The following is a 13,161-nucleotide window of genomic DNA, read 5'->3' as shown; positions in this document are numbered from 1 at the left end:
GACGCTCCGCATCTACCTCGACGCCGGACACGGCGGCATCTTCCAATACCACGACAGGTTCGTCGCAGAGGCACTCGAATTCCTGGCTTCCTGAGCCTCGGGCGCATCGGTTTCGCACTCGGTTCGCCAGGCCGAAAGGGGATTGGCGCAGGGGCCTGCATCAATCCTCTTGGTCTTTCTGCACAACACATATCGCGGGAATGGCCCCTCGAAGTCTCGCGCCTCACGCCACGAACGCATACGTAAGCACACCGATTGGTTTACATCGCGGCGCTGGACGGCGTACCGTCACACAAAGAAGTAAACCAATCGGTACACATCAGCGATCGATGGTGCATCGATCATCGGCCCGAGCAGCCTGACCAGTCGACGTTCGACGACGAGAGTAGGAAACGCATGCCTTCTGTATTGATTACCGGCGCCAGCAGGGGGATCGGTCTGGCGATCACCGAACACATGAGCGGACGAGGTTGGGAGGTGTATGCCACGGCTCGATCCGATGCCGCCCTCGAAAGTCTCGATCGCTTACCCAATGTGCACGCGATCGGTCTCGACATCACCGACAGGTCCGCCATCGCTACGCTTCCCGATCGACTCCCCGCTGAACTGAATGGCGTTGTCAACAATGCCGGCATCATCGTGAACGGACCGGTGGAGGGGTTGGCCCTCGATGAGTTGTCACGGCAACTCGAGGTCAACGTGACAGCCCAGATCGGTGTGACGCAGGCGGTGCTGCCGAAAATACGTGAGGCACGTGGACGGGTGGTGTTCATGTCATCGGTCAGTGGGTTGATCACCACGCCGGGTACCGGCGCCTACAGCGCATCGAAGTATGCAGTCGAGTCCTTGGCTGATGCACTCCGAATCGAGCTGCGCCCGTGGCGGATCCCCGTCTCGCTGATCGAGCCCGGGCCCACCCGTACCGACATGTGGGGTGGCATGCTCGACGAGCACGACCGCATGACCGCGCAACTGACCGACGAGCATCGCGAACTGTACGCATCACACCTTGCTGGGAGTCGGAAGCTGTTGGGCCGCATGCAAAAATTCGCGGGCGATCCCCAGAAGGTCGTGAAGGCCGTCGACCACGCGCTGACATCGAAACGCCCGAAGCGTCGATACCTGTGCGACAACGCCAGTCGGGCGCAGAAGTTCGTTGTCTCGATAACTCCTACAGCCGTCAACGACGCGGTCCTGTCAGCGGCCACCACGTCGAAGTGAATCCTTGCCGGTTGCCCGGAACCGGCCCGAGCCACCCGGGCAACCAACTCGCCGCGCTCGAAGAAGGCGCATCGGGCCGGCTGCAGTGGACGACTCCTAATCCGCGGCACCGATCTCGGCGGCCATACCGGCAATAGATTCGCGGCGCCGACGGGGCCGCCGCGTTGATATCAGCGCTGCTCGAGGACGAGCACGGGGATTTCGCGGTCAGTCCAGCTCTGGCGCGAGTCGAGGTCGGCGTAGGCCGCAACAAGTCGTGGCCACTGCCGCGCTCGCTCCCGCTTCGATCGCGCTCACCGCGCGGCGAGCGCCGCTGATCTCGATATGGGTGTCAGGATGTGCCGGCAGGTTGTAGTTACCACTGCGGGTTCTCGGGCGATCCAGCGGCCGACGCGACAATGATGATGTTGGGACCGTCGGTGATGTAGACGCGTCGCCCTCTACTCAGGCGTCGAGCAGACGCTTGTGCCGCAAGATTTCGAAGCTCAATGGCGAATCGGGCGGCCCACCGCTCCGCGACGGGCGGCGAGCTCACCATCAGGCGCGCGATCGGCGATCTCCTCAGTCGACGGCACCGACGGCGCAGGTTGACCCACTTTGATAACTTCGTTATTCTAAGTCCATCGTCCATGCCGAGGCGCGCCGATTGCAGGTCGCAATCATGTTGTGGACACACTTCCGCGCAATTCCATAAGTGGCCGAGCACATGCTCCGGGGCCACCAAACCGCGCATTACCCGAGAGAAGAGAAGGTAGGTGACATGAAGGCGTTCATTGTCGAGTCCTACGGCAAGGACGGACTACGGGCCGCAGACGTGCCCGAGCCCAGCGTGGGCCGTCGTGACGTTCTGGTCCAGGTCCGCGCGGCCAGCATCAACCCGCTGGACAAGATGGTTCGCAACGGCGAGTTCAAGCAGCTGCTGAAGTACAAGCGCCCGTTCATTCTTGGCCACGACGTCTCCGGTGTCGTGTCGGAGGTCGGCTCGGACGTCCATGCCTTCAAGGTCGGCGATGAGGTGTATGCCAGGCCGCGAGACCACCGGATCGGCACCTTCGCCGAGTTCATCGCGATCGACGAGGACGATGTAGCACTCAAGCCTCGCTCCTTGTCGTTCGACGAGGCCGCTGCCGTGCCGCTGGTCGCGCTGGCCGCCTGGCAGGCACTCGTCGACCTCGCCGAGGTCAAGCCTGGCCAGAAGGTCCTCATCCACGCCGGTGCGGGCGGACTCGGCTCGACCGCCATCCAGGTCGCCAAGCATCTGGGCGCCTACGTCGCCACCACAGCCCGCACCACTGACGTCGACAAGGTCCGCGCCTTGGGCGCCGACGAAGTCATCGACTTCACCAAGCGGGACTTCTCCGAGGTACTCACCGGATACGACGTCGTACTGGACTCGCTCGGGGGCACCAACCTGGAGAAGTCCCTGACCGTACTCAAGCCGGGCGGACTTGCCATCAGCGTAGTCGGCCCGCCGGACCCCTCCTTCGCCGCGCAAGTCGGTCAACCGCTCCTCGCACCCGTCATGGCGCTGTTGAGCCGCAAGGTCCGCAAGCAGGCGAAGAAGCGGGGAGTGCGGTACTCATTCTTCTTCATGAAGGCCAACGGCGCCCAACTCAACGAACTGGCCACGCTATACGACAACGGCACGCTGCGGACGGTGCTCGACCGCACCTTTCCTTTCGATCAAACACTCGAGGCCATGGCGTACGTCGAACAGGGCCGCGCCAACGGCAAGATCGTCGTCACGCGATGAGTGAATGCCTGAGATAGCTCGATGTCGAGGCATGGTCCAGCGGATCCTCGGTGCTCTCGCTGACGATGACGAGTCCATGGCCCGGCTGTGGGAGACGCTGCGGAGATTGCTCGATACGCCCGGTAGTTCCACCGACGACCCCCTTTCGCACCGAACCTTCGCTGGCGAAGCGAGATCACGGCCAGTTCCCGCGCCAACCTGTTGCACTGGGCTGCCTCCTTACTGCGGGCTCCGCGGGAACCGGTCACGGCGAACCTGAGCGCGGAAGTGGTCGGCATAGCCCGTGACGCATTCCGCCGAGGGGTCGAACAGATTCTGGTCACGGCGTATCACTCGGGACACAACGCACTCTTGAGGCATTGGATGCGGCTCGCGTTCACGGTCTCATCCGATCCGGTCGCACTCCAGGAAGCCCTCGACGTGGCTGCTCGCTCCCTGGTCGACTTCGTCGATGTCACGCTCGCCGCGCTGGCTGAGCAGCTCGAATCCGAACGTGCCGAACTCACCCGAGACAGCCACGCGCAGCGGTTCGAGTTGGTGAGCCTCGTCCTCGAAGGGGCACCGATGGCCGACGATCGCGCCAGCGACCGCCTCGGCTACCGATTCGACTGCCGCCACACCGCGGTCGTTTTGTGGACGGACCCCGGTGCGCCTGATCGACCCCGGCTTGCAGCGCGCGGCGGAGGCTCTGGGGACAGCCACTCACGCGCAGCAGACGTTGCATGTCATTGCCAGTTCCACCTCGCTGTGGACCTGGCTGGCAAACGTGACGGTCGACGACGCGCAAGCCCTCGCCGCGGCGACGTCACATATCGAGGGCGTCCGCATAGCCATGGGGCCACCCGACACCGGGGTAGAGGGCTTTCGGCGCAGCCACCTGGATGCGGTCGAGACACAGCGATTGATGCAACGGTTGCCGGACTTGCGTTTCGCCAGGTTCGCCGACGTCCAGCTCGTGACGCTCGCAACCTATAACGAGCAGCGGGCCCACGAGTTCGTCGCCCGCACGCTGGGGAAGGTGGCGAGCGCGGATCCCGAGCTCCGTGAGACCTTGCGGGTCTATATCCGTGAGCAGTTCAGCACGTCCCGTGCCGCACGAACACTCTTCGCGCATCGCAACACTGTCCTCAACCGCATCCAGCGCGCTGAGGAACTCCTGCCGATCCCTCTCGATCACAATGGTCTCGAGATCGGGGGGTCGCCTTGGAGATCGCGCACTGGCTGGGTCATCAGCCGGCCAACGGCGACAATCCGCAGAGCTGAGGAACGAGGTTCACCCGACGGGCGCCAGCTGATGGCCAACGCCCGGCGGGATGTCGCTGGAACTATGAGCCGCGGATCAGCTCGGCTGCTTTCTCACCGATCAGCACGCTCGGGGCGTGGGTGTGTCCGCGAATGATGCTCGGCATCACCGAGGCGTCCGCGACGCGCAGACCTTCGACACCACGAACCCGCAATTCCGGTGTTACTACGCTGGTTTCGTCGCTCCCCATCCGGCAGGTGCCCACTGGGTGATACAGCGTGTGCGAACAGGTAGTGAGCGCCAGTTCGAGCGTTTCCGGACCGGTATCCGCCGCGCCTGCGGGCCGAGCGACCTTGCCGAGCAGGGCTTTCAAAGCGGGTGCTTCGGCGATCTCCGCGCACATGCGCAGGCCCGTCAGGATGGCCGCGCGGTCCACTCCGCCACTGTCGGACAGGTAGCGGGGATCGATGATCGGCTTTGCCAGCGGATCGGCGGAGCGCAGCGAGATCCGGCCTCTGCTCTCGGGTTTGAGCAGAATAGATCCCATTACCACCGCGTGGCCGTACGGTTCCCCGATTCCCTCGTCGAAAAACGGTGCGGGTCCGAAGATGAGCTCGAGGTCGGGCAGATCCAGGTCCGGGCGGCTACGCACGAATCCGTATGCCTCCCCGACATTGGAGGTGAGCATGCCGCGGTGTCTGGCAACGTAATTGATGAGTTCCAGTGGCTTTTCCGCGGCGAACAAGCTGTCGTTGTCGACGTCGAAGCCGAGCATCGCGACCAGATGGTCCATCAGGTTCTCGCCCACCTCCGGTGCGTGGTGCACAGTGGCGATTCCGTGCTCGGCGAGATGTTCGCGATCGCCGATGCCCGACAGCATCAGCAGCTGCGGACTGTTGATCGCGCCGCCGCACAGCACCACCTCACGGCGGGCGTGCACCACCGCACGCTTCCCGCCCGACTCGAATTCGACTGCCACAGCACGCGTGCCATCGAAGATGATGCGCGTCGCGACGGCCTCGGTGCGCAACGTCAAATTCTTTCGGCCGAGCGCCGGCCGCAGGTAGGCGTCCGCCGTGCTCCAGCGTGCGCCGCGCTTCTGCGTCACGACGGTCTCGCAGAACCCCTTCGGCTCGGGCAGATTCGGGCGCTCCACCGTATGCCCGGCTTCGACCGCTGCCGCCAGCCATGCCGCGGTGAACCGGCGTGGACTGCGCTGCCGCGCAATATGTAGCGGACCGGCGACACCCTCGTCGGCTTCGCGTGCTCCCTCGACTACTTCGATCTTGCGGAAGTACCTTACGACCTCGGCGAAGGACCATTCGCTTCCAGCCCGCGCGGCCCACTCGTCGTAGTCCGCGGCGAATCCGCGCACCCACATCATCGCGTTGAGGGAGGACGAGCCGCCCAGCGTTTTGCCTCGGGGCCAATAGATTTCGCGGCCGCCGAGTCCGGGCTGCGGTTCGGTGCGGTAATCCCAATCCACCTCGCTGCGAAACAATTTCGAGAATGCGGCGGGGATATGGATGAACTTGTTTGTGTCCTCCGGCCCGGCCTCCAGCACGATGACGCTGGTGGCGGGGTCGGTACTGAGTCGGTTGGCGACCACAGCGCCCGCCGATCCGGTACCGATAACGACGTAATCGGCGTAGGTGTCCACGTGTGCTCCTGGGTCAGCCGCGCAGCGCGGATGCGAAGATTCCCGGCAGTTTTCCCCACCCGGGTGCTCCGGCGAACGCGGCGAGCCGCCGACCGGTTGTCGCTGCGGTCGTATTGTTCACAAACCACGGCGGCTTCGGTGTCAGGGACCACTCGCCGCGCAACACCGAGCGCGGCGCAGGGCGGAACGGCCCGCGCACGACTGTCCGTTCGGGCCGGTCGATCAGGAACGCGTTGTGCACCACACCGATTCCGCTCTGTACGTCGTCGATCGTATGGCCCGGGTAAGCGCCCCAGGTCGCCGCGGCGGTGAGGAACCCGGCGCCGGTCCACGCATTGATCGCGATTGTGCCGTAATGCAACTGCTCGACCAGTTCGTCGAATGCTGCGCCCAACGTACGGATGGTCGCCGGATGTGCGATGACGTTCACCCCGAGCGTGCCGACGAATTCATCGTTGGCCGTAGCCGCCGCCGCGCGCGCGAAATCGGCTCCGAGGCCCGACAATTCGACAACTCCGAGGACGGGTGCGAAATATTCGGTCCGCAACAGTGTTTCGCTGCGGTCGCCGCGCAGGCCGGACAGCAGCAAGCGACCGCCGAAATGTTCGGCACTCGGATAGGTCGATTCGGCTGACGCGACGCGATCGTCGCTGCCCGGGTAGTACGCGGGCCGGCTCGGTGCGGCATCGTAGGCGGTGCGCAGCTCTCGAAGGAAGTCGTCCTTCTGATCCCAGTCGGACGAAATCACAACAGCCTGTGTCGCGACACAGTTGTATCCGCCGTTGTGCAAGCGCTGAGTGGCGATGTGTTCGGCCTGGAATCGCAGATCGGCCTTGCTCCACCGGCCGGGTAGCACGATGGTCGGAGAGACGCCGCCGAGTTCGCTGGTGATCGGCTTGTCGAGTCGAGGTCGACCGGTGGCCTTGCGTGCCGCGGCATCCTCGCCGCGGCCCCAGACGATCGCGTCGTGTGTCGCTGCGCTGCCCGTCATATGCACGTGTGCGACGTCCGGATGCTGTACCAGGTATTCGCCGACATCGGCTGCGCCGGTGAGGATCCGGACCGCGCCGATCGCAATGAACGGCTCCAGCACCTCGGTCAAGGGCTTCAATAGCGGATCGGTGATCGGATTCAGTTTCAAGGCGACGACGCGGTTGTGCGCGATCAGTTCATAGAGCACGTCCAACGGGGCGATCGAGGTGATGTTGCCCGCGCCGAGCACCACGCCTATCCCCTGGGTGCGAACCGGGTCGAGCTGTGCCAGCCCCGCCGCTCGGATGGCTTCGGCCCGGCCGATGCCCGGCTGGAGCCACACGTCGGCGCTGAATCCGCTCAACAGCAACGAGTCGAAGACCGATGTGGGCAGCACGCGGACTGTCGTGCGTCCGCCGGTTGTACCGAAGTGTGCTTTCTCGAGCGGGCTACGCCCGTCGGCAAGGGTGAGCAGGCTGCGCTCCAGTGCCCCGGCCCCGGCTGCCATCGCATAGGGCCCGGATATCCATTCCTCGCCGACCAGCGCCGTCCGCGGATCCAGCCGCTTGTAGCTGATCGCCGCATCGACCCACTCTCGGGCGTATTTCGCGGTGAGTTCCCGCACGCGTCCGAGCAGCTCGGCGCGTGCGGCCAGGGAGATCGTGGCCCAAGCCTTTTCGCCCTCGACAAGGTCCGACAGCGCGGCGTCGACGGCGCCCCGCACGTCGGTCGGCGAATCGTTGATGGTCATAGCCCGAATTGTCCGCACCAACGCCGTCGCGCACTATGGGCGACGGTCGCGGGAGTGGGTGATCGACTTTGTGCGGCGGCACAATCGAGGTGTGGCGTGGCGCACACTCCTGAGTGGTACGCTGCGCTGGTGGCCAGGCCGTTGCATTCGATCGCGGCCACCGAACTCGCGAGGCAATTGCTGGAATCGGTGGATTCGCTGGCCGACGAGCTCGCCGACCGGATCGTCGCATCCGAACGTTCGTACTTGGACTCCCGACTACTGACCCGTGCGCAACTGCGCGGGGCCTGCCTGGACAACCTGACCGCAATGCTCGGCTACCTCGCGGGCCGCGATCCGGTCCGTCTGGAATCCGCGCGTGCGGCAGGCAGATTGAAGGCCGAGCAGGGCTTGCCGATAGCCGCGATGCTGCACGCGTATCGGCTCGGTGGTCGGCTGATCTGGGAAGAGTTGCTGGTCCGCGCGGGCGGTGTCGCCGACGGCGAACTGCTGAAGATTCCGGCCGAGTTGTGGGCCATCGTCGACCGGTGCTCCGATGCCGCGGCCGAGACCTACCGTGAGACCGCAACCCTGCTCGCCCTGGCCGATATCGAGTCGCGAGCCCGGGTGATTCGGACCCTGTTCGACGACCATGCGGAGAATCCCGCCGTGGTATTGGACGCGGCGCGCACTCTCGGCCTACCGGAGACCGGGATATTCGTGGTAGTCGCCGCCGAAGCCGGTCCGACCCGGACGACGATGTCGGCCGCGATCACGAAGCTCAACGACCGAGGCATCGTCTCGATCTGGGATAGCTACGCCGATACCCAGAACGGGGTGATCTGCGCGCACTCGGCCACCGAAATCGACACTGCCATAGCCTTACTCGGTGAAGTGATCGAAGCTCGTGCCGGTGTCAGCCGCACATTCACCGGTCCCCAAGGCATCGCTGCCGGGCTCGATGAGGCGCGACTCGCACTGAAGTGCACACCGAGCGGCGCGACCGCGATTACCCGCTACGAAGCGGCCCCCTTGGCACTACTGCTGGTCCGGCTACCTGATGCGGCGCACAGTGCGGCCGCACAAATCCTCGGACCGGTCATACATCTGCCGGAGACGGAGCGGACGGCTTTGTTGCAGACCCTCAACGCGTGGTTCGAATGCAAAGGGTCGACCGTGGCTGCCGCGCAACAGATGCACTACCACCGCAATACGGTGCTCTACCGGCTGCGCAAGATTCGCGATCTCACCGGCCGCGACTGCGATGACCCGGCGCAAGCAGCCGAACTTTACGTTGCGCTGCAGGCGATCCGGCTGCTGCGCCCGATGTAATGCGCGGCGGCTGCCCGAGTTCTACTGCGCGCCGCATCGCGACGAACCGTTGCGAACACGAGAGCTTCATCCCAGGTCGCGTGTTTCTGGATGAGCCCTCGGATATTGGCCGCGATGGACTCGCAAATTCCGAGCCCGGTGCATTTCGTGTAGTCGACGGTCACCTTCATGTGAATCACCTATCGGGGGAGTGTGCGACCTGGTGGCCGGTGTTTTCTGGCTCGCGCTGCGGAGGCGTTGTTTCGCGAGGGCTGCGGCCGCAGCGGACCTCGGGCGTCGAGGTCCTCAGAGTCCGCCGCGGTTGGCCGCCGGCAGTTTCGGAAAGGCCGGAGCGTCGATCCCCAGGTGTCCGGTGCTTGCCAGTGGCCGTATTCGTAGGAAGCACCCGACCTTGTGCGTGTTGGTCTTCAGGGCATGCTCGAAAGCCTTGGCGTGTCCGCCCGGTGAATATGCGTAGTCCTGGGCCAGGGCGAGTGTCTTCCACAGGCTGATCGAGGTGTGTTCGAACGGCAATTTCGACGACACGTCGACACTGCCGCGGTGGCCGGGGTGATGGGCGGCGCGACTGGCGGCGTGCAGGTTGTTGTGAATGAAGTTCGTCAGCTCGCGAGGGCGCACGATGCCGTGCACGATCGCTACCATCGGCTCGTCGTTGGCGAGCCTAAAACGGACACAGTGTCATCACAAGCAGTCACTCATTTCTGGCTGAGTTGGGCGCCCGCGATAGCCTGTGTCGGTGGCCGTCCTCGACAAACGCACCCGCGACGATCCGCGTCGGCGTGCTACCGAACTCGCTTTCCTGAACGCCACCGAGGCGCTGCTCGAGGAGGGCGCTTCGTATGCGGATCTCAACGTCAGTCGCATCGCGGAACGTGCAGGCCGCACTCGGACGGCGTTCTACGCGCACTTCGAAGATCGTCGCGAGTTGTTGCTGGCCCTCGTCGAAAAGGGCGGCGACGAGGTGCTGGTAGCTATCGCACCGTTCCTAGCGGTCGATGGCCCTATCACGCGCGATCAGGTCATGACATCGGTGCAGGGCACACTCGCGACCTTCCATGAACGCGCCACCCTGTTGCGGGCCGTGATCGAGGCGGCCGGTTACGACGAGGGCATCGCCGCCTACTGGGACGGAATTCTCGGCCGGTTCGTCGATATCGCACGGGAGCGACTCCGGGCCGAGGGGTTCGGCGAGGCCGAAGCCGCGGCAACCGCCACCTCGCTGATCTGGATGACCGAGCGCATGTGCTATCAGCAGGCCGTCCGCGGTACAACGGGCCTTGACGACCCGTCGGCCATCGCCGGAATCACCGAGGTGTGGTGGAGCGTGCTGCGAACCGCACATTGACGGCGGGATGGCGGTGTGGCAATCGAGCCGCCATCACGTGTGCCGAGGAATAGCCAGTGTGCGTCGCGTCATGACGCGAGGGGTGTCGCGCGGTCAGAGAGTCAGTATACATTTCGTATACTTGCCTGTAGCGTGCGTCACATGCAACCGTCATCGACGTATCGTCGTCATGCATCGCTCGCGGATCGAGTCCGGATTTATGGTGCACTGCACCAGACCGTGGCCCGATACGGAAAATGCTGCGCAGCAACATCTTTGGTTGCTCCCCTGGCGATGCTGTCCCCTTCGTCGCAACTCGTCGAGGAGTGGTGACATGACACGTTATTCGCTTTCCGACAAGGTCGTCCTGATTACCGGAGCCGGTCGCGGGTTGGGTGCGGCCACCGCCGCAGCCCTGGTTGGGCGTGGAGCGCGGGTGTTGCTGGCGGATATTGATCTGGCTGCAGCGCAACAAGTTGCGGCCACACTGCCCAGCGGGCAAGTGTTGGCGCTGAAATGCGATGTCACCCAACTCGATTCCGTTCAGGAAGCTGTGCGGCGAGCGCATGAGGTGTTCGGGCGTATCGACGTCGTGATCGCCAATGCCGGCGTTCTGGGGCGTGGTGCCACCTTCCGCGCACTGACACCGCGACAAGTGGGAAATGTTCTGTCGGTCAACGTCGATGGAGTTGTCAACACGGTGTCGGCCACGCTGGAATCGGTGATCGAGAACCGGGGACAGATCGTCCTGGTGAGTTCGGTATTCGCCTACATCAACGGCGCGGGCGCTATCCCTTACGCGATGAGCAAGGCCGCCGTCGAGCAACTGGGCCGGGGCCTCGGTGTCGAGTTGGCCAGGCATGGCGCGTCTGCCATGACGGCCTATTTCTCACTTATCCAGACCGACATGATCCGACAGGGCGTGGACGCGGATCCCCATGTACTCGCCCTGCTTGCCGCGATGCCCAAGTTCATCCTCAAACGAATTCAGCCGCAAACCGCGGCCGCCGCGATCGCCGACGGACTGGAACGTCGGCAACGCGCCATCACTATCCCTGGACGCTGGCGGCCAGTCGCAGCCCTTCGTGGTCTGGCCGGACCGATCGTCGACGGAAAACTTGCGCGCGATGTCACCGTGCAGCGAGCCCTTGCCCAACTCGAGAATCTTGCCGCTGTCGACGAACTCCCTCGGAGGAACCATGTCGGATGATCTTGCCTTCGCACCCGCCCACGAGCTACTGGCACATCTGCGCAGCGGTGAGGTTTCCAGTCGCGAACTCGTCGACCTCTACTTGCAGCGAATCGAGAAGCACGACCGTCGCCTGAACTCGGTGATCACGTTGGATGTCGAGCGTGCGCGCGCCGAGGCCGCCAAGGCGGACCAGGAGCGGGTCAGCGGCAATGAGTCGTTGGGACCGCTGCACGGATTGCCCATCACCGCGAAAGACAGTTACGAGACGGCAGGCATGAGGTCCGCGTGCGGTCGGCGCGACCTCGTCAACCATGTGCCGACCCGGGACGCGGAGCCGATTGCGCGGCTTCGCCGAGCCGGGGCAATCATCATGGGCAAGACGAATATGCCGCCCGGAAATCAGGACGTGCAGGCGGACAATCCTGTTTTCGGTCCGACGAACAATCCGTGGGACCTCTCACGCACATCGGGTGGTTCTGCTGGGGGAGGGGCGGTGGCGACCGCCGCCGGGCTCACCGCTTTCGACTTCGGCTCGGAAATCGGTGGCTCGACTCGGATCCCGTCGCATTTTGTCGGCTTGTACGGGCACAAAGCGACTTGGCGGTCGATCCCGCTGGTGGGCCACCTCCCACCAGGTCCTGGGACCGGCCGGTGGGCTGAGCCCGACCTTGCCTGCGCCGGCGCTCAGGTACGCGACGCGCGTGACCTGATTCCCGTCCTGGAGGCGACCACCGGCGCGTTGGCGCGTGACGGCGGCTTTACGTATCGGCTTGCGGGCCCCCGAGCCACCACTCTGAGCGACTTCCGCGTCGCGGTCTGGTTCGACGATCCGGACTGCCCAATAGACTCCGAGGTCAACGCCGCCATGATCAACGCGATCGACGTCTTGGAGCAGGCGGGCGCGAAGGTCCAGATCCAGCCTGCCGCGCTGCCGGTCAGTATCGGCGAGTCGCATAGAGTCTTCGAGCCACTGGTGTACGGACAGTTGTCGGGCGATCGCACCGGCATCACCCCGGCCTCTGGTGCCGCGATGGCGGTGCGTATCGCGCAGAACCCACGAGGAGCGGCCACGCGCGCTTTTCGAGGCACGTTCCAGTCGCACTATGCCTGGATGCAGGCGGACGCCAAGCGTCAGGAAATACGGGAGGGGTGGTACGAGTTCTTCAGCGAGTTCGACATCGTGCTCATGCCGGTTACTCCCACAGCGGCACCTGTGCACCACAACAAGTTGATCGACCGGTTCGGTCGGCGATTCGAGGTCGACGGCAAGGCCCGCTCCTACTGGGACCAGGTCAAATGGTGTGCCATCGCCAATATCGCCGGAGCGCCTGCCACGACGATTCCCACTGGTCTCGGCAGATCCGGGCTGCCGGTGGGCCTGCAAGCGATGGGACCCGCCGGCGGCGATCTGACCACGATCGAGTTCGCGGCACTTTTGGGCGAGCGACTCGGCGGGTATCTCCGCCCTGATGGCTATGGTGCGTGACTGTGACGGCACCGGCCCAAGCGCCACGGCGGTGCCTAGCCGACTCCTGGCCGTCCCTACACTCAGTCATGTGGAGACGGGTCGCCTGTACGGACAAGGGTGTCCGCTCGCGAGCGCTTTGGACGTGCTCGGCGAACGATGGACCTTGCTGATCATTCGGGAGTTGCTCCTCGGACCCAAGCGCTTCAACGAACTCGGTGCGAAGCTGCCGGCCGCCGGACCGAACCGCCTGACGAGCCGGCTTCGTC

Annotated in this window: 12 protein-coding genes and 2 pseudogenes; 9 read left to right on the top strand and 5 right to left on the bottom strand. The window is 64.6% G+C overall.

Annotated elements, in window-relative coordinates; all coding sequences use genetic code 11:
• Positions 1–94: pseudogene (locus AB0J47_RS41570) on the top strand (alpha/beta hydrolase); the annotation flags it as partial.
• 302 nt (positions 95–396) lie between these two features.
• A complete protein-coding gene (locus AB0J47_RS41565; RefSeq protein WP_364359996.1) occupies positions 397–1,221 on the top strand; it encodes an SDR family oxidoreductase in 825 nt (274 codons plus the stop codon).
• 170 nt (positions 1,222–1,391) lie between these two features.
• Here the strand turns inward: AB0J47_RS41565 and AB0J47_RS41560 are convergent.
• Positions 1,392–1,454, bottom strand: a pseudogene (locus AB0J47_RS41560) (nitroreductase family deazaflavin-dependent oxidoreductase); the annotation flags it as partial.
• A gap of 527 nt (positions 1,455–1,981) precedes the next feature.
• Here AB0J47_RS41560 and AB0J47_RS41555 point away from each other — a divergent pair.
• Positions 1,982–2,974, top strand: coding sequence for an NADP-dependent oxidoreductase (locus tag AB0J47_RS41555; protein WP_364359993.1), 993 nt, complete (start codon positions 1,982–1,984; stop codon positions 2,972–2,974).
• A 384-nt stretch (positions 2,975–3,358) separates the two neighbouring features.
• Here the strand turns inward: AB0J47_RS41555 and AB0J47_RS41550 are convergent, their stop codons facing one another.
• Complete coding sequence (locus AB0J47_RS41550; RefSeq protein WP_364359990.1) at positions 3,359–3,592, bottom strand: hypothetical protein; 234 nt, start codon at positions 3,590–3,592, stop codon at positions 3,359–3,361.
• A gap of 28 nt (positions 3,593–3,620) precedes the next feature.
• Between AB0J47_RS41550 and AB0J47_RS41545 the strand changes: the two genes are divergently transcribed.
• Positions 3,621–4,373 (top strand): helix-turn-helix domain-containing protein, encoded by a 753-nt coding sequence (locus AB0J47_RS41545; protein ID WP_364359987.1) that lies wholly within the window; start codon positions 3,621–3,623, stop codon positions 4,371–4,373.
• On the opposite strand, the gene AB0J47_RS41540 is transcribed toward AB0J47_RS41545, so the two are convergent.
• Together AB0J47_RS41540 and AB0J47_RS41535 are read right to left on the bottom strand one after the other, a co-directional pair.
• Positions 4,300–5,877 (bottom strand): GMC family oxidoreductase N-terminal domain-containing protein, encoded by a 1,578-nt coding sequence (locus tag AB0J47_RS41540; protein ID WP_364359984.1) that lies wholly within the window; start codon positions 5,875–5,877, stop codon positions 4,300–4,302. The genes AB0J47_RS41545 and AB0J47_RS41540 overlap by 74 nt on opposite strands.
• 13 nt (positions 5,878–5,890) lie before the next feature.
• The gene (locus AB0J47_RS41535) at positions 5,891–7,600 is read right to left on the bottom strand and encodes an aldehyde dehydrogenase family protein (protein WP_364359981.1); all 1,710 of its coding nucleotides are present in this window, start codon (positions 7,598–7,600) and stop codon (positions 5,891–5,893) included.
• A 129-nt stretch (positions 7,601–7,729) separates the two neighbouring features.
• Here AB0J47_RS41535 and AB0J47_RS41530 point away from each other — a divergent pair, with 129 nt between their 5' ends.
• Positions 7,730–8,911, top strand: a complete 1,182-nt coding sequence (locus tag AB0J47_RS41530; protein WP_364359978.1) for a helix-turn-helix domain-containing protein — start codon at positions 7,730–7,732, stop codon at positions 8,909–8,911.
• Positions 8,912–9,196: 285 nt separating this feature from the next.
• Here AB0J47_RS41530 and AB0J47_RS41525 read toward each other — a convergent pair whose 3' ends face one another.
• Positions 9,197–9,553 (bottom strand): hypothetical protein, encoded by a 357-nt coding sequence (locus tag AB0J47_RS41525; protein WP_364359975.1) that lies wholly within the window; start codon positions 9,551–9,553, stop codon positions 9,197–9,199.
• 94 nt (positions 9,554–9,647) lie between these two features.
• On the opposite strand from AB0J47_RS41525, the gene AB0J47_RS41520 reads away from it, so the two are divergent.
• The 4 genes from AB0J47_RS41520 to AB0J47_RS41505 all read left to right on the top strand — a co-directional run.
• Positions 9,648–10,256: a TetR/AcrR family transcriptional regulator gene (locus AB0J47_RS41520; protein WP_364359972.1), complete on the top strand. Its 609-nt coding sequence runs from the start codon at positions 9,648–9,650 to the stop codon at positions 10,254–10,256.
• A gap of 313 nt (positions 10,257–10,569) precedes the next feature.
• Complete coding sequence (locus tag AB0J47_RS41515; protein WP_364359969.1) at positions 10,570–11,445, top strand: SDR family NAD(P)-dependent oxidoreductase; 876 nt, start codon at positions 10,570–10,572, stop codon at positions 11,443–11,445.
• Positions 11,435–12,913, top strand: coding sequence for an amidase (locus AB0J47_RS41510; protein WP_364359966.1), 1,479 nt, complete (start codon positions 11,435–11,437; stop codon positions 12,911–12,913). The genes AB0J47_RS41515 and AB0J47_RS41510 overlap by 11 nt, the downstream gene beginning before the upstream one ends.
• Positions 12,897–13,161: helix-turn-helix domain-containing protein (locus AB0J47_RS41505; protein WP_364359963.1), on the top strand; the 265-nt coding region annotated here is incomplete at its 3' end. The genes AB0J47_RS41510 and AB0J47_RS41505, both read left to right, overlap by 17 nt.

Origin of the sequence: Nocardia sp. NPDC049737, assembly GCF_040674755.1 — a bacterium.
Taxonomy (GTDB): domain Bacteria; phylum Actinomycetota; class Actinomycetes; order Mycobacteriales; family Mycobacteriaceae; genus Nocardia.
Note: the sequence above shows the minus strand (reverse complement) of the source record. Positions and strands in the feature narration are given on the sequence as shown.